At 65.7% G+C, this 15,383-nt stretch carries 16 protein-coding genes; 8 read left to right on the forward strand and 8 right to left on the reverse strand.

Going from position 1 to position 15,383, the window contains the following annotated elements; genetic code table 11:
• Positions 1 to 231 precede the first annotated feature (231 nt).
• Together XH79_RS33330 and XH79_RS33335 are read left to right on the forward strand one after the other, a co-directional pair.
• Entirely contained in the window at positions 232 to 2,022 is a 1,791-nt protein-coding gene (locus XH79_RS33330; RefSeq protein WP_271584426.1) for a caspase family protein, read from the forward strand.
• A gap of 1 nt (position 2,023) precedes the next feature.
• Entirely contained in the window at positions 2,024 to 3,886 is a 1,863-nt protein-coding gene (locus tag XH79_RS33335; protein WP_271584427.1) for a caspase family protein, read from the forward strand.
• Between the two features lie 113 nt (positions 3,887 to 3,999).
• On the opposite strand, the gene XH79_RS33340 is transcribed toward XH79_RS33335, so the two are convergent.
• Together XH79_RS33340 and purB are read right to left on the reverse strand one after the other, a co-directional pair.
• Positions 4,000 to 5,169 carry a M20 aminoacylase family protein gene (locus tag XH79_RS33340; RefSeq protein WP_271584428.1) on the reverse strand — a complete coding sequence of 390 codons (1,170 nt, stop codon included), beginning with the start codon at positions 5,167 to 5,169 and terminating at the stop codon, positions 4,000 to 4,002.
• Positions 5,170 to 5,296: 127 nt separating this feature from the next.
• Positions 5,297 to 6,604 (reverse strand): adenylosuccinate lyase, encoded by a 1,308-nt coding sequence (gene purB, locus XH79_RS33345; protein WP_271584429.1) that lies wholly within the window; start codon positions 6,602 to 6,604, stop codon positions 5,297 to 5,299.
• 560 nt (positions 6,605 to 7,164) lie between these two features.
• Between purB and XH79_RS33350 the strand changes: the two genes are divergently transcribed.
• A complete protein-coding gene (locus XH79_RS33350) occupies positions 7,165 to 7,752 on the forward strand; it encodes a TetR family transcriptional regulator (protein WP_271584430.1) in 588 nt (195 codons plus the stop codon).
• Positions 7,753 to 7,761: 9 nt separating this feature from the next.
• On the opposite strand, the gene XH79_RS33355 is transcribed toward XH79_RS33350, so the two are convergent.
• From XH79_RS33355 to XH79_RS33365, 3 genes are all read right to left on the reverse strand, one after another.
• A complete protein-coding gene (locus tag XH79_RS33355; RefSeq protein ID WP_212343166.1) occupies positions 7,762 to 8,067 on the reverse strand; it encodes a hypothetical protein in 306 nt (101 codons plus the stop codon).
• Positions 8,068 to 8,176: 109 nt separating this feature from the next.
• Complete coding sequence (locus tag XH79_RS33360; protein ID WP_271584431.1) at positions 8,177 to 8,830, reverse strand: response regulator; 654 nt, start codon at positions 8,828 to 8,830, stop codon at positions 8,177 to 8,179.
• Positions 8,831 to 8,837: 7 nt separating this feature from the next.
• Entirely contained in the window at positions 8,838 to 10,208 is a 1,371-nt protein-coding gene (locus tag XH79_RS33365) for a sensor histidine kinase (protein WP_271584432.1), read from the reverse strand.
• 199 nt (positions 10,209 to 10,407) lie between these two features.
• On the opposite strand from XH79_RS33365, the gene XH79_RS33370 reads away from it, so the two are divergent.
• The 5 genes from XH79_RS33370 (at position 10,408) to XH79_RS33390 (ending at position 14,772) form a co-directional block, all read left to right on the forward strand.
• Complete coding sequence (locus XH79_RS33370) at positions 10,408 to 11,193, forward strand: MotA/TolQ/ExbB proton channel family protein (RefSeq protein WP_212343169.1); 786 nt, start codon at positions 10,408 to 10,410, stop codon at positions 11,191 to 11,193.
• Entirely contained in the window at positions 11,190 to 11,876 is a 687-nt protein-coding gene (locus XH79_RS33375; RefSeq protein WP_271584433.1) for a hypothetical protein, read from the forward strand. Before XH79_RS33370 ends, XH79_RS33375 begins: the two co-directional genes overlap by 4 nt.
• Complete coding sequence (locus tag XH79_RS33380; protein ID WP_271584434.1) at positions 11,869 to 12,474, forward strand: hypothetical protein; 606 nt, start codon at positions 11,869 to 11,871, stop codon at positions 12,472 to 12,474. Before XH79_RS33375 ends, XH79_RS33380 begins: the two co-directional genes overlap by 8 nt.
• Positions 12,475 to 12,591: 117 nt before the next feature.
• The gene (locus XH79_RS33385; RefSeq protein WP_271584435.1) at positions 12,592 to 13,332 is read left to right on the forward strand and encodes a metallophosphoesterase family protein; all 741 of its coding nucleotides are present in this window, start codon (positions 12,592 to 12,594) and stop codon (positions 13,330 to 13,332) included.
• Positions 13,333 to 13,338: 6 nt separating this feature from the next.
• Positions 13,339 to 14,772 (forward strand): bifunctional serine/threonine-protein kinase/universal stress protein, encoded by a 1,434-nt coding sequence (locus XH79_RS33390; RefSeq protein ID WP_271584436.1) that lies wholly within the window; start codon positions 13,339 to 13,341, stop codon positions 14,770 to 14,772.
• Between the two features lie 6 nt (positions 14,773 to 14,778).
• Here XH79_RS33390 and XH79_RS33395 read toward each other — a convergent pair whose 3' ends face one another.
• From XH79_RS33395 to XH79_RS33405, 3 genes are read right to left on the reverse strand one after another with little or no spacing between them, the layout of a single operon-like run.
• Positions 14,779 to 14,970, reverse strand: coding sequence for a hypothetical protein (locus XH79_RS33395; RefSeq protein ID WP_183240773.1), 192 nt, complete (start codon positions 14,968 to 14,970; stop codon positions 14,779 to 14,781).
• Between the two features lie 24 nt (positions 14,971 to 14,994).
• Positions 14,995 to 15,165 carry a hypothetical protein gene (locus XH79_RS33400; RefSeq protein WP_212343182.1) on the reverse strand — a complete coding sequence of 57 codons (171 nt, stop codon included), beginning with the start codon at positions 15,163 to 15,165 and terminating at the stop codon, positions 14,995 to 14,997.
• A 5-nt stretch (positions 15,166 to 15,170) separates the two neighbouring features.
• Positions 15,171 to 15,311 (reverse strand): hypothetical protein, encoded by a 141-nt coding sequence (locus XH79_RS33405; protein WP_212343183.1) that lies wholly within the window; start codon positions 15,309 to 15,311, stop codon positions 15,171 to 15,173.
• Positions 15,312 to 15,383: the final 72 nt, after the last annotated feature.

Genomic DNA, 15,383 nt, shown 5'->3' on the forward strand with positions numbered 1-15,383 from the left:
CATCCGGGCCGCCGTGCAACCGCAGGAGGTGCGGCGGCATCAGGGCTCGGCCTGGCCGGACTGGAGAGCGGCGCTTCGCCGCACGATCAATAAGTTGTCCGGACAGTTTGTGTGACCATGATCACATAGGGAGGAATTGGCATTCTGCCATGCTCCGAATAGTCTCATGGAATTGCATCCGGGGGGACGCAAGTGATTCCGTTTCGGCTATTTGCTTTGGTGATTGTTGCGATGGGCCTTGCCTGCGGATCGGCGCATGCCGACCGGCGGGTCGCGCTCATCATCGGCAATTCCGCCTACAAGAGTGCGCCCAAGCTCGGCAATCCCGTGAACGATGCCACGCTGGTCGGCGGCATGTTCAAGAAAGCCGGCTTTGATTCCGTCGATGTCAGGCTGGATCTCAGCGCCAGCGAGATGCGGCGCATGTTGCGTGAGTTTGCCGGCAGGTCGCGCGATGCGGAGATGGCGGTGATCTATTACGCTGGCCACGGCATCGAGCTCGACGGCAACAACTATCTCATTCCGATCGACGCCTCGCTGGAGACGGACGGCGACGTTCTCGACGAGACCATTCCGGTCGAGCGTGCGCTGTTCGCGGTCGAGCCGGCCAAGCAGCTGCGCCTGATCATCCTGGACGCCTGCCGCGACAACCCGTTCGCGAAGACGATGAAGCGCACGCTGGCCTCGCGCGCGATCGGACGCGGCCTCGCCAAGGTGGAGCCGACCAGCCCCAACACCATGATTGCGTTCGCGGCCAAGGCGGGATCGACCGCATCGGACGGCGATGCCAGAAACAGTCCGTTCGCCGCCGCGCTGGTCGAGTACCTGCCGAAGCCCGGCCTCGATCTGCGCAAGGCCTTCGGCTTCGTGCGCGACGACGTGCTCAAGGCGACCGGCTACAAGCAGGAGCCCTATGTCTACGGCTCGCTCGGCGGCGACGACGTGCCCCTGGTCGTGAAGCAAACCCCGGCCGGTCCCCAGGCAAACCCGCAGGAAGCCATTCGCAGGGATTACGAGCTCGCGCTCCAGCTTGCGACGCGCGACGGCTGGGAAGCGTTTCTGGCGCAATATCCCGACGGCTTCTATGCCAATCTCGCCAAGGGCCAGCTGAACAAGATCGGTGCGGAAGAGACGCGTGCTACGGCCGAACAGAAGGCCCGGGCGGCCGAGCAGGAAAAGGCAAGGCTCATTGCCGAGCGCGCCCAGAAGGCCGAGCAGGAGAAGGCGGCCGCGGCTGCCAAGGCGGCCGAAGAGGCGCGCATCGCGGCGGAGAAACAGAAGCAGATCGAGCAGGCGAAGGCTGAAGCGGCCGAACGCGAGCGCAAGGCGGCGGAAGCGGCGGCTGCAAAGGCGCTGGCCGAGAAGCAGGCGGCCGAGAAGGCCAGGGCCGAGCTCGCCGCCAAGCAGGCGGCCGAGAGGGTCGAGCAGGCTGCAAAGCCGGCGGCGGATCGCCAGTTGCCCGAGGCCGGGCAAAAAGTCGCGGCGCTGTCACCCGGGCCGACATCGCCATTATCCGCGGCTGACCTCGCGAAATCCGTGCAGAGCGAGTTGCGCCGTGTCGGCTGCCTCACGTCGGCTGCGGAAGGCGAGTGGAGTTCGGCCGCGCAGCGTTCGCTGACGCTTTTCAACAAATATGCCGGCACCCAGTTCGATGCGAAGCTCGCCAGCGTCGATGTGCTCGATGCGCTGAAGGCGAAGCCGGGACGGGTGTGCCCGCTGGTGTGCAATTTCGGCTTCAAGGCCGACGGCGATCAATGCGCGAAGATCACCTGCCGCGCCGGCTATCGCGTCGGCGACGACAACGAGTGCGAGAAGATTCCGGAGAGAAAGCCCGCGGCCCGTGAAGAGCCGAGGCGGCGGGACCAGGAGCGGAAAGACGCGGAGTCCGCCGCACCGAAATCGCAAGCATCCGGACAGATGATTTGCAACAGCGCGGGTTGCCGGCCGGTTGGCAAGGGATGCCGTCTCGGAACGGTGAAGAACATGTACGGTGCGTCGCCGACCACCGAAATATGCAACTGATATGACGCATACCGTTCGGACTTCCTCCTTTGTGCTCAGAGCACTGTTTCTTGTTCTTGGAATCTGCCTCGGCGGCAGCCCTTGTCTTGCCGACAAGCGTGTCGCGCTCGTCATCGGCAATTCCGCTTACAAGAGCGTGCCGAAGCTTGCCAATCCGGCGAACGACGCCGGCTTGATCGGCGGCATGTTGAGGAAAGCCGGCTTCGACACGGTTGACGTCCGGCAGGACCTGAGCGCGCCCGAAATGCGCAAGGCGCTGCGCGAGTTCGGCGCGCGCACGCGCGATGCGGATGTCGCCGTGATCTACTACGCAGGCCACGGTCTCGAAGTGGACGGCACCAATTATCTGATCCCGACCGATGCGGCGCTCGAGACCGACACCGACGTTTACGACGAAGCGTTGCCGATCGATCGCGTGCTGGTGAGCATCGAGCCCGCCAAGCAGCTTCGGCTCGTCATCCTCGACGCTTGCCGCGACAATCCCTTCGCCAAGACGATGAAGCGCACCGTGGCCTCGCGCGCGGTCGGGCGCGGGCTCGCCAAGGTCGAGCCGACCAGCCCGAACACCATGATCGCGTTCGCGGCCAAGGCCGGCTCGACCGCGTCCGACGGCGATTTTCGCAACAGCCCGTTCGCGGTGGCGTTGAGCGACCATTTGCCGAAACCCGGGCTCGACCTGCGCAAGGCCTTCGGGTTCGTCCGCGATGATGTGCTGAGGAGCACCGCGAACAAGCAGGAACCCTTCGTGTACGGCTCGCTGGGCGGCGATGACATGCCGCTGGTTCCTGCCAGGCCGGTCGCAACGGGTCCGCAGGCAAATCCGCAGTCGGAACTCAGGCGAGACTACGAGCTCGCGCTCCAGCTTGCGACGCGCGACGGCTGGGAAGCGTTTCTGGCGCAGTATCCCGACGGCTTCTATGCCAACCTCGCCAAGGGGCAGCTGAACAAGATCGCTGCCGAAGAGACGCGCTCGGCGGCCGAACAAAAAGCCAAGGCGGCCGAGCAGGAAAAGGCGAGGCTGATTGCCGAGCGCGCCCAGAAGGCCGAGCAGGAGAAGGCGGCCGCTGCCGCCAAGGCGGCCGAAGAGGTGCGCATCGCGGCGGAGAAACAGAAGCAGATCGAGCAGGCGAAGGCTGAAGCGGCCGAACGCGAGCGCAAGGTGGCAGAAGCGGCGGCTGCGAAGGCGCTGGCCGAGAAGCAGGCGGCGGAGAAGGCCAAGGCCGAGCTTGCCGCAAAGCAGGCGGCGGAGAGGGCCGAGCAGGCTGCAAAGCCGGCGGCCGACCGGCAGTTGCCCGAAGTCGAAAACCAGAAAGTCGCCGCACTCTCGCCTGCGCCCACATCGACGTTGTCCGCAACTGATTTGACAAAGTCCGTTCAGAGCGAATTGCGCCGCGTCGGCTGCCTCACGTCGGCTGCGGAGGGCGAGTGGACGTCGGCGGCGCAGCGCTCGCTGGCGCTCTTCAACAAATATGCCGGTACCCAGTTCGATGTGAAGTTCGCGAGCTACGACGCACTCAACGGGCTGAAAGCGAAGCCCGGACGGGTCTGCCCGCTCGTGTGCAATTTCGGCTTTAGGGCCGACGGCGATCAATGCACGAAGATCACGTGCCGCGCCGGGTATCAGGTCAGCGAAGACAACGAATGCGAAAAGATTCCAGAGAGGAAGCCGTCTCCTGCCGCTCGTAGCGAGCCCCGAAAGAGAGACCAGGATCGCAGAGAGGCCGAATCCGCAGCGCCGAAGTCGCAAGCGTCAGGACAGATGGTCTGTGGCGGCGCGGGATGCCGGCCCGTCGCAAAGGGGTGCCGTCTCGGAACGACGAAGCTCAATAACGGGGTCACGGCCACCACCGAGATATGCAATTAGCATCGTAGCCCGGATGAGCGCAGCGACATCCGGGGCCGCATTGCAATTTGTCGAGAGTTGTCCCGGGTGTCGCTTCGCTCACCCGGGCTACAGATTTGCGAATGCTGCGTCAGCTACGCCGGCATCCGCGTCTCGATCATGCGCACCCAGAACGAGGCGCCGTGGCCGAGGATGTTGTCGTTGAAGACATAGGCCGGGTGGTGGCACTCGTTGCCGTCGCCCATGCCCACCAGCACCATCGCGCCGGGACGCGCTTCCAGCATGAAGGAGAAGTCCTCGGCGCCCATCATCGGGATGAACTTGTCGTTGACGCGCTCGGTGCCGACGATGTCGCGGGCGACGTCGGCGGCAAGACCGGCCTCGCGCGCATGGTTCATCGTCACCGGATACATCCGCGTGTACTTCGTCTCGGCCGAGCCGCCATAGGCGCGGGCGACGCTCTCGGCGACCTCGCCGATGCGGCGCTCGACGAGATCGCGCACCTCGGGATCGAGCGTGCGCACGGTGCCGGCGAGCTCGGCGACTTCAGGGATGATGTTGAAGGCGGTGCCGGAGTGGAATTGGGTGATCGAGATGACCGCGGACTTCAGCGGATCGACGTTGCGCGCAACGATCGATTGCAGCGCATTGACGATCTGCGAGCCGATCAGCACGCTGTCGACCGATTTGTGCGGACCCGCGCCGGCGTGGCCGCCCTTGCCGTGGACCGTGATCTGGATGTTGTCGGAGGAGGCCAGCATCGCGCCGGGCGTGGTGGCGAAATGGCCTTCGGGCAGGCCCGGCATGTTGTGCATGCCGTAGACCTCCTGGATGTTCCAGCGCGTCATCAGGCCGTCCTCGACCATGGCCTTGCCGCCGCCGCCGCCTTCCTCGGCGGGCTGGAAGATCATGATCGCGGTGCCGTCGAAATTGCGCGTCTCGGCGAGATATTTGGCGGCGCCGAGCAGCATGGCGGTGTGGCCGTCATGGCCGCAGGCGTGCATCTTGCCAGGCACTCTTGATGCGTAGGGCACGCCCGAGGTTTCCATGATCGGCAGCGCGTCCATGTCGGCGCGGAGGCCAATGGTCTTGCCGGAGGCCGACTTGCGGCCGCGGATCACGCCGACGACGCCGGTGCGGCCGATGCCCGTCACCACCTCGTCGCAACCGAACTCCTTGAGCTTGTCGGCGACGATGCCGGCGGTGCGGTGGACTTCGTAGAGCAGCTCCGGGTTCTCGTGGAAGTCATGGCGCCAGGCGGCCATTTCGTCGGAGAGGGCGGCGATGCGGTTGACGATGGGCATGGGGGGATCCGTTTTTTGTGGGCTTTGTCGTCATTCCGGGGCGATGCGGAGCATCGAACCCGGGATCTCGAGATTGTAGCGCGAGATTCCGGGTTCACGCTTCGCGTGTCCCGGAACGACGGGAAGTTCAGCTCTCCCCGAACACGCGCTTGAAGATCGTATCGACGTGCTTGAGGTGGTAGCCGAGGTCGAACTGCTCCTCGATCTCGGCGTCGGTGAGATACTTCTTCACCTCCGCGTCCTTCTTCAGGAGTTGGAGGAAGTCGCCTTCGCCGCGCCAGACCGGCATGGCGTTGCGCTGCACCAGCTTGTAGGCGTCCTCGCGGCTCGCGCCCTTTTGCGTCAACGCCAGCAGCACGCGCTGCGAATGCACGAGGCCGCCGAGGCGGTCGAGGTTCTTCTGCATGTTGGCGGGATAGACCAAGAGCTTGTCGATCAGGCCAGCGAGGCGCACCAGCGCGAAGTCGAGCGTGACGGTCGCGTCCGGGCCCATCATGCGCTCGGCCGAGGAGTGCGAGATGTCACGCTCGTGCCAGAGCACGACGTTCTCCAGCGCCGGCGTCACATAAGCGCGCACCATGCGGGAGAGGCCGGTGAGGTTCTCCGACAGAACCGGGTTGCGCTTGTGCGGCATCGCGGAGGAACCCTTCTGCCCTTCGGAGAAGAACTCTTCGGCCTCGAGCACCTCGGTGCGCTGCATGTGACGGATCTCCACCGCGATGCGCTCGATCGAGGAGGCGATCACGCCGAGCGTCGAGAAATACATGGCGTGGCGGTCGCGCGGGATCACCTGGGTCGAGATCGGCTCCGGCACGAGGCCCATCGCCTTGGCGACGTGCTCTTCGACGCGCGGATCGATCTGCGCGAAGGTGCCGACGGCGCCGGAGATGGCGCAGGTCGCGACTTCCTTGCGCGCCGCGATCAGGCGTTCCTTGGCGCGCGAAAACTCCGCATAGGCGTAGGCGAGCTTGAGGCCGAAGGTGACGGGCTCGGCATGGATGCCGTGGCTGCGGCCGATGGTCGGCGTCATCTTGTGCTCGAAGGCGCGCTTCTTCAGCGCAGCCAGCACCTTGTCGAGGTCGGCGAGCAGTAGGTCGGCGGCGCGGGTGAGCTGGACGTTGAGGCAGGTGTCGAGCACGTCGGAGGAGGTCATGCCCTGGTGCACGAAGCGCGCCTCGGGGCCGACGATCTCGGCGAGGTGGGTGAGGAAGGCGATGACGTCGTGCTTGGTCTCGCGCTCGATCTCGTCGATGCGGGCGACGTCGAAGGTGGCGTCCTTGGCCTTGGCCCAGACCGTTTTGGCGGCCTCCTTGGGGATGGTCCCGAGCTCGGCCAGGGCGTCCGCCGCATGCGCCTCGATCTCGAACCAGATCTTGAACCGGGTCTGGGGCTCCCAGATCGAGGCCATTTCGGGACGGGTATAGCGGGGGATCATCTGACGGCTCCAGGAAGGTGGGCGGGCGACCACAAGGGGCGGCGCCGGCCAAAATGCTTTTTACGCCGTGATTTAACAGAGCGGGCAGGGCGAAACAAACGCTCTGGGCCCCGGGAGAGGGGGATCGCCGAGCTATCCACCGGACCGGCCAGCAGGGGCTGGCGGCGCCGGGCCGCAAATATTAACTGTCAATCACGGATCATTGACTGACAGATATTGAAATCTGTCAGCGAGACGTGTATATCCGTTCTCGGACGCTCCGATTGGGCGTCCCGTGGTCATCCTTCCAGGGAGCCCGAGGTCCGAAATACCAGCGGATCGAGGGACGTAATGAAGGGATGGGGACCGCGGACGAATGGAGACTTAAGACAATGACGACCGAAATCATCAACTTCACCGGCACGATTGGGCATTGGCTCAATTTGCTGGTGGCGCGCCAGATCGCGGCGCAGGCTGCAAAACTGCCTCATTAAGGCGAGAGCTTTCCGAACGACCGGCAAGGGGCGCTTCGGAATCAGCGCCGTCGCCGGGTGAACCCTGAACGGGAACAAGGTGCTGGCATGAATGAAGCCGTTATCCTGACGCCGGAGCGGATCCTCGAAGTCACCGAGGACGTCCTTCGGCGCTACGGACTTGCCAAGGCCACCGTGGTTGACGTTGCCCGTGCGCTCGATGTGAGCCACGGCAGCGTCTATCGCCATTTCCCGAGCAAGGCCTCGCTGCGCGAGGCCGTTGCCAAACGCTGGCTCGACCGCATCGACGCGCCGCTCCTGGCGATCACCAAGGAGCAGGGCCCGGCGCCCGACAGGCTCGACCGCTGGCTGCGCACGCTGTTTGCAGCCAAACGTTCGCGCGTGCTCGACGATCCCGAGATGTTCGAAACCTATCTGACGCTGGCGCGCGAGGCCTGTGCGGCCGTCAAGTGCCACAAGGACACCATGATCGACCAGATCGCGGCGATCCTGACCGATGGCGTCAGCCAGGGCGTGTTCGCCGTGGACGACGTCAAGGCGACCGCGCGCGCGATCTTCGATGCGACCTGCCGCTTCCATCATCCGGCCCATGCCGACGAGTGGAAGGATGCCGATCTGCCGGCGCGTGTCGATGCGACGCTCGCGCTGGTGCTGCGCGGCTTGAAGGCGGCCTAGACGCCTGACTTACCCTCTTGCCTTGTGAAGAAGCGCGCTCTCCCCAAGGGAGGGCGAGGCGGTCGCGTGTCTGCGCGGGTGCAATCCGCCGTTGGCCGACGGGACGACCGGCGGACTCTCCGGATATGTGTTGACCGCGATTTCGACGACATCCTTTGACCGCTTTCGAAGGCGGTAGAATGTCAGCTCCTGCTCGAGCATGGGGCAGCGGAAGTGGACGACGGCCGTATCGGGCAGGCGGCAAAGTTCGTCGATGAGCTCGCCTACGGTAATGATCGGGGGATGGTCGATTGCCTTGTGATGAGCCTTACTCATGGCGATTCCTCCTCCACTCCACTCCTAACCGGGGCTGGATGGCCTCTGTTCCATCCCCTCAGTAGATTCACGAGCGCTACCTCGCTCGAGGAATCCGGCAGCCCCGCTGCTAGATCTTCGTCAGCCCGCACGTCGCGGCGAGCCGCACCAGCTGCGCGTCCGTACGCGCGCCGGTCTTGGTCTTGATCAGATAGTGATAGTTCTGCACCGTCTTCACACTGAGATTGAGATGTGTCGCGATCTCTTCGGTGGTAGCTCCGCCGGCGAACTGGCGCAGGATCTCGATCTCGCGCTCGCCGAGCTGGTCCAGCACCGAACCGGTCGGCGACAGGCTGTCTTCGGCGAGGATGTGCGCGATGTCGTCGCTCATGGCGCGCTCGCCGCGGGCGACGCTGCGGATTGCGTTCACGACCGCGGACGGCTCGCTGCTCTTGGTGACGAAGCCGGAGGCGCCGGCGCCGAAGGCCGCTTTCACCAGCACGGCCTCGTTGTGCATGGTGAAGACGAGAATGCGTGCCCGCGGGCTGCGGGCGCGGATGTTGCGGATCGCCTCCAACCCGCTGGCGCCGGGCATCGAGATGTCAAGCACGACGACGTCGGGGTCGTGCGCCTTGAACGCGCCGTAGGCATCCGCGGCATTGTCGGCCTCCGCAACGACGTGGAGATCGCCCTGGCTTTCCAGCACGCGCCGGTAGCCCTGGCGGACGATCGGGTGGTCGTCGACCAGCAGCACGGAGATGCCTGTTGCCGCGACCTCGTTCATGTCGGCCTCACGCGGCGAGCGGGATGGTGGCGGCGACGCTGAGGCCGCGGGTTGCAGGCAGGATCGACAGCGATCCGCCGGCCGCCGCGACGCGCTCGCGGATGCCGGTGAGGCCGAAGCCGGCCGACTGCGCGACCCGCTCCGCATCGCCGCCGCCGTCGTCCTCGACACGGATCAAGAGCGCATCGTCCTCGCCCGTGCGCCGCTCGACGCGCAACGAGATCTCGCGCGCCGCGCTGTGACGCAGCGCGTTGGTCAGGCATTCCTGTGCGACGCGATAGGCGGTGGTGGCGGCCGGGCCACTGATGTCGGTGAGGTCGCCCCTGAGGTCGAGCTGGATCGTCGGCCGCGCCGTACTGTGCGAGCGCCAGCTGTCGACGAGATTGACGAGGCTTGCCTCGAGCCCGAGCTCCTCCGGCAGCGGATTGCGCAGCCGCTTCAAGGCATCGCGCAGCGAGGCCATCAGATGATGCGTGGCCTGCGAGATCATGCGTGCGTCTTGCGCGATGCCATCGTCCTTGTTCTGCTTCGCGCTCGCCGTCTCGATGGTGTTGGCAAAGGCGAGGATGGCGGAGAGATTCTGCCCGAACTCGTCGTGCAGCTCGCGGGCGAGCGCGCGGCGTTCGTCGTCGCGGATTTCGATCAGGCGCCGCGTCAGCGCCGCGCGCTGTTCGGTCGCTTCCTCCAGCCGGGTGCCGAGCTCGCCGACGGCGCCCCCGATCATTGCCAGCTCCATCGAGCGGAACCGCGGCAGCTTGGTGCGGTATTGGCCGCGCGCCATGCGCTGGAGCGCGGTGACGATCGCGCGCGCCGGCGCCAGTGCGTGCGCGATGGCGAGCGAGGCGAGCAGGGCGATCGCCGCCGCCATCAGCAGCGCGACGTCGATGACGTTGAGGATGTATTCCCAGGCGAGCGATATCGCAGCAGTCGCATCAGGTGTCGCGACCACCGTACCGGCGGCAGCGGCGCGGGGACTGACCGGCCGCACCACCTCGGCATGGCTGCCGAGGAAGGTCGGTACGATGGATGCGAACCAGCGCGGCGGGGTCTTGCCCAGACCCTCGCTCTGGCCGCAGAGCGGCTTCTCGAATGCGGTCGCCGGCTGGAACTCGACGCAGACGCCGGGCGAGATCAGCTTCATCGTCTCCAGCGTGCGCCATTCCGGAACCGGCAGCAGGTGCTCGCGCGCTCTGCTGCTGCGCAGCAACAATTCATGCCAGTACAGCGCCTGGAGCGCCTGCGCGACCCGCTGCGCCGAGGCCGCGGTCGCCCGGTCAATGCTGCGATAGGCGTCGAACGTGGCCCATACGGCCGCGGCTCCGAGGCACAGCGCCACGATGAGCAGAAGGCGGGCAACAAGCTGAAGCACGAGGCGCATGCGATCACCCCCGACGTTTGGTAGGATCAGCCTAACAACGCCGCCGCGCCTTGCCAATTGCGGGGTATGGCAGGATTGCAGCTCGGGCAAATTTCCCAAGCCGGATTGGGCTTGGGTCTTTGGACCGGGCGCGGCGGCTTTGATCTAATCGGGATGGAATCTTCATAGGCCCATCGTTGCGGGCGAGGAGCGGTGCAGCATGAGTTCGATGACGATTGGACCGATCATGGGCCAGGCTGCCGATCCATCCGAGCGCAGCGCGCTGCTGTTCTGGATGATCTTCACCGGGCTGTCGATCTTCGCCGTCGTGCTGCTCTGGCGCTTCGGCCTGATCCACCTGATGCTGACCTCGGACCGCACCTACATTTCCAGCGTCATCGCGGTGCTCTACATCATCACTTGCGGCCATTGCTTCCTGCGCACGCGGGCGATCGCGCGGGAGGGGGCGGCGGCGCGGCGTTGCCGGGCGGCGCTCGCGGCGCCTGACGGCGGCAAGGTGCTCGATGCGCGCGGGACGTCGCTGCCGCGCGGGCTGGTGCGCGATCACATCGAGAGCCTGGTGACGAAGGCGGCGGCGCAGGACTACCGCCCGGTGGACCAGACGCTGCTGCTGCGAACGCTGGCTGACCGACTGCGCGGCTCCAACGGGTTCGGCGCCTTCGTCTCGGACACGCTGATGAAGCTCGGCCTGCTCGGCACCATCATCGGCTTCATCATCATGCTGGCGCCGATCGCGGGGCTGGATGCCGCCGACAAGGTCGCGATGCGCTCTTCGATGGGACTGATGAGCGACGGCATGGCGGTCGCGATGTACACGACGCTGGCCGGCCTCGTCGGCTCGATCCTGGTCCGCATCCAGTACTACATGCTGGATGCCGCGACCCAGCGCGTGTTCTCGGATGCGGTGGTGCTGACCGAGACCTATGTGACGCCGGTGCTGGAGCGCCAAGGCGCTGGAATTAAAGGCGCCGGAACGCCGTCATGATGGATGATTTCGGTCTCTATCCACGCGAGGAGCCGTTCGATCCCCTGGGCGTGATGCTGTTCAAGGCACTCCAGGTGATCGCGTTCCTGTTCTTCCTCGCGCTGCTCGCGGTCTCGCCCGATGCGAAGGACGGCAAGATCGACTCCAAGGCCGAGTTCATCATCACGCTTGACTGGCCGGACAACCACCCCGACGATCTCGACCTGTTCGTGCAGGATCCCGCCGGCAACATCGCCTGGTATCGGCACCGCGAGGCCGGCTTCCTCACGCTCGACCGCGACGACCGCGGCGGGGCCAACGACTTCATCATCGTCGCCGGCAAGAAGATCGCTTCCCCCATCCGTGAGGAGATCGTCACGGTGCGCGGCATTCTCGCCGGCGAATACACGGTGAATGTCTCGCATTTCGTCGCCACGACCGGCGAGCCTGTGACGGCCAATGTGAAGGTGCAGAAGCTCAATCCGACCGCGCAGGTGATCTTCGACAACAAGTTCACGCTCGACCACACCGGCGACGAGAAGACCGCGGTGCGATTCCGCATCGATGCGGAAGGCAAGGTCGTCAATGTCGATCAGCGGCCGAAATCGCTGCTGGAGACCTTCCGCAGCAGCTGGCGCAACGGCGCCGATGTCGATCCGAAGACCGGTGTGAGCAAGAACGCTGTGAGGGTGCGCCGTGAGTAACCTGCAGACGGTTATCCTCACATTGTCGGTCGCCTACGCCGTCATCGGCGCGTTGCTGCTGGTCGTGCTGGTCTATGCGCGGCTGCACTGGTCGCTGAAGGCGGTCGCGGTGGTTGTGACCAGCGCCTTCTATGTCGTCAGCTTCACCGAGATGCGCGGCCTGCTCGGCTGGGCCAGCACGGACCGGCTGCCTGCGACCTTCAAGCTGCTGAAGGCCCGCATCGTCGAGCCGCATTCGCTGGAGGGCGATCCCGGCTCGATCTATCTCTGGGTCGAGGCGCTGGACGAGGACAATCGCCCGAGCGGCATCCCGCGCGCCTTTCGTGTGCCCTACAATGACCGGCTGGCCGACAAGACCCATGCCGCGGAGAACGAGATCGCGCTGGGACATCCGCAAGGGGGACGCGCGGCCGATTTCGGCGGCGGCGACGGCAGTCTGATCGACATGGTCCGGGAATATGTGACGCCGAAGACGATCCTGGAGACGAGCGGCGGCGACTCCTCGACCGGCGAATTCAATGCCCCGCCCGCTGGTGCCCAAGGCGCGGTGTTCACCCCGATTCCGCCGCCCCGGATGCCGCCGAAGGACGAGCAATAGGCCTTTCACCATCACCGCAGCGCTGCACTGGTAAACGGCGCAGCGCTGGCGCATCCTCTTGACCTCCCTCAATTTGGCCTTATCGGCCTCCAATAAGAATTTGAGGGTGGAGGGTGCGTGCTTCTCGCTGTCTTCTCGGATATCCACGGTAACCGGCAGGCGTTCGAGGCCTGCCTGAAGGTTGCCCGTGCCAAGGGGGCGGAGCGGTTCATCCTGCTCGGCGACTTCGTCGGCTATGGCGCCGATCCGGAATGGGTGGTGGATACCGCGATGGAGCTGGTGGCGCAGGGGGCCGTCGCCGTGCGCGGCAATCACGACCAGGCGGTCAATTCCTCGGCCGAGACCATGAACGCCGAGGCGCAGATCGCGATCGAATGGACTCGCGGCCGGCTCGACGCCGCGCAGCGGCGATTCCTGGCCGAACTGCCGATGGTGGTGGAGGATAGCGACCGCCTGTTCGTGCATTCGGAGGCCTCCAGCCCGCAGCGCTGGCATTACGTCCGCTCGACGGCGGATGCCGCCAGGAGCCTGATATCGACACCCGCCCATGTCACCTTCTGCGGCCACATCCATCGTCCGGCGCTTTATTCGATGTCGGTGACGGCGAAGATGACGAGCCTCGTGCCCAAGACCGACGTCCCGGTGCCGCTGCTGCGCGGACGGCAATGGCTTGCGGTGCTCGGCTCGGTCGGCCAGCCCCGCGACGGCGATCCCTCCGCGGCCTTCGTACTGTTCGACACGGTGTCGTGCCTGATCACCTATTGCCGCGCGCCCTATGATATCGAGACGGCCGCGAGCCGGATCCGCGCGAACGGCCTGCCGCACTGGCTCGCCGACCGCCTGTCGCAGGGGCGCTAGAGGCCGATGCCGAAACCCCTGGTCAGATCAGGCGCGGTGATCGACGGCTACACCATCGGCGAATGCGTTCATGCCGGCGGCATGGCGACGCTGTGGACGGTCACCCATCCCGGCATCGACGTGCCGCTGCTGATGAAGATCCCGCGGGTGTCGGAGGGCGAGGACCCCGCCGCGATCGTCTCCTTCGAGATGGAGATGATGATCCTGCCGCGGCTTGCGGGGCCGCACGTGCCCACGTGCTTCGGCACCGGCGATTTCGCGCACCAGGCCTATGCCGTGATCGAGCGCATCTCCGGGACCACGCTCTACAAGCGGCTGCCCGACCTGCCGCTGCCGTATGACGAGGCGCGGCAGCTCGTCGCCAAGGTCGCGACCGCGCTCGCGGACCTGCACCGGCAGAACGTGATCCATCACGACATCAAGCCGAGCAGCATCATGTTCCGCGAGAGCGGCGAGGCGGTGTTGATCGATTATGGCCTGTCGCACCATGACCATCTGCCCGATCTCTTGCAGGAGGAGTTCCGCCTGCCTTACGGCACCGCGCCCTACATGGCGCCGGAACGGCTGCTGGGCGTGCGCGACGATCCGCGCAGCGATCTGTTTTCGCTCGGCGTGCTGCTCTACTTCTTCACCACCGGCGAGCGTCCGTTCGGCGAGGGCGAGACGCTGCGCGCGATGCGGCGGAGACTCTGGCGCGATCCGTATCCGCCGCGCGCGCTTCGCGCCGACTATCCGCCCTGGCTGCAGGAGGTGGTGCTGCGCTGCCTCGAGATCGAGCCGGTGTGGCGCTATCCGACCGCGTCCCAGCTTGCCTTCGATCTCGCTCATCCCGACCAGGTCAAGCTCACGACCCGCTCGGAGCGGCTGAAGCGCGATCCGCTCAGCGTCGCCTGGCGCCGCCGCTTCAACCAGGGCGTCATGGCCCCGCGCGCGAAATCGGATGTCGCAGTTCAGATCGCGTCGAGCCCGATCGTTGCGGTCGCGCTCGATACCGCCGAAGGCGCGCCGGAGCTGAACGAGGCGCTGCGCATCACCACCGAGCGCATTCTGGCGACGTTACCTTCGGCGCGGCTTGCCTGCGTCAATGTGCTCAAGCTCAACCGCATCGCCATCGACAAGACGCTGGACGAGCAGGGCTCCAACAAGCACATCGACCGCCTGGTGGCGCTCCGGCATTGGGCCACCCCGCTGAAGCTCGACGAGAGCCGGCTGTCGGTTCATGTGCTGGAGGCGGTCGATTCCGCCACGGCGCTGCTGGAATTCGCCGAGATGAACTCGGTCGACCATCTCATCATCGGGGCGCGGCAAAATTCGTTCAGGCGTACTTGGCTCGGCAGCGTCTCGGCCAAGGTGGCCGCGGAAGCGGCCTGCACCGTCACCGTGGTGCGGCCGCCGCGGATGGCTGCGGCGAAGCCAGATGCCGGCGTGGTGTGGGGCTAGGAAAGATCACGCCGCGTGGGCGGTGTGGCCGGAGCGCTTGCGGCGGATCGGCCAGGAGAATTGCGGCCCCGGCTCGCCGTGATCCGCGCTGCCGCCAAAGTACTGGATGATCTCGCGGCAGGGCTCGCAATTGAAGAGGTTACGCGACGCGGATGCCTTGGTCATTTCCTTCAGGCAGTTCGGGCAGTGCGGTTTCATGGGGTCGTTCCGAAAAGGAGATCGTCAGTGGTGGCGCTGAGACGGATGGTCCAGGTCCGAATCGAGCCGGGCATCGTCGTCCGGCGCGCCGTCAGTGCGTTCGAACCGACCGAAGAAATAATCGAGGTTCGGATGCGGACGCCGCGGAATCCGGCACCTGCGTTTCGGCTGGCGCTTCACGAGGGCGATCTGCATGGGCGTCAGGCCCGATAGCGGTCGCGGCGGATGTTGCGGGCCGAACGTGCCGGGGCCTCGACCGGTCCGGCCGAGGGGCCGAACACGACAAACGCGCTGAAACCAATCCACAACGCCACGCCAGTCCAAACCAGGGTCGTCGTCATGATGTGCTCCCGTCAAAAGCCGGCGGGAATCACTTGCAGTGATTTGCGCGAATCAGTGAAGCCCGGATGAGT

The organism is Bradyrhizobium sp. CCBAU 45389 (assembly GCF_028128625.1).
Lineage (GTDB): Bacteria > Pseudomonadota > Alphaproteobacteria > Rhizobiales > Xanthobacteraceae > Bradyrhizobium > Bradyrhizobium liaoningense_B.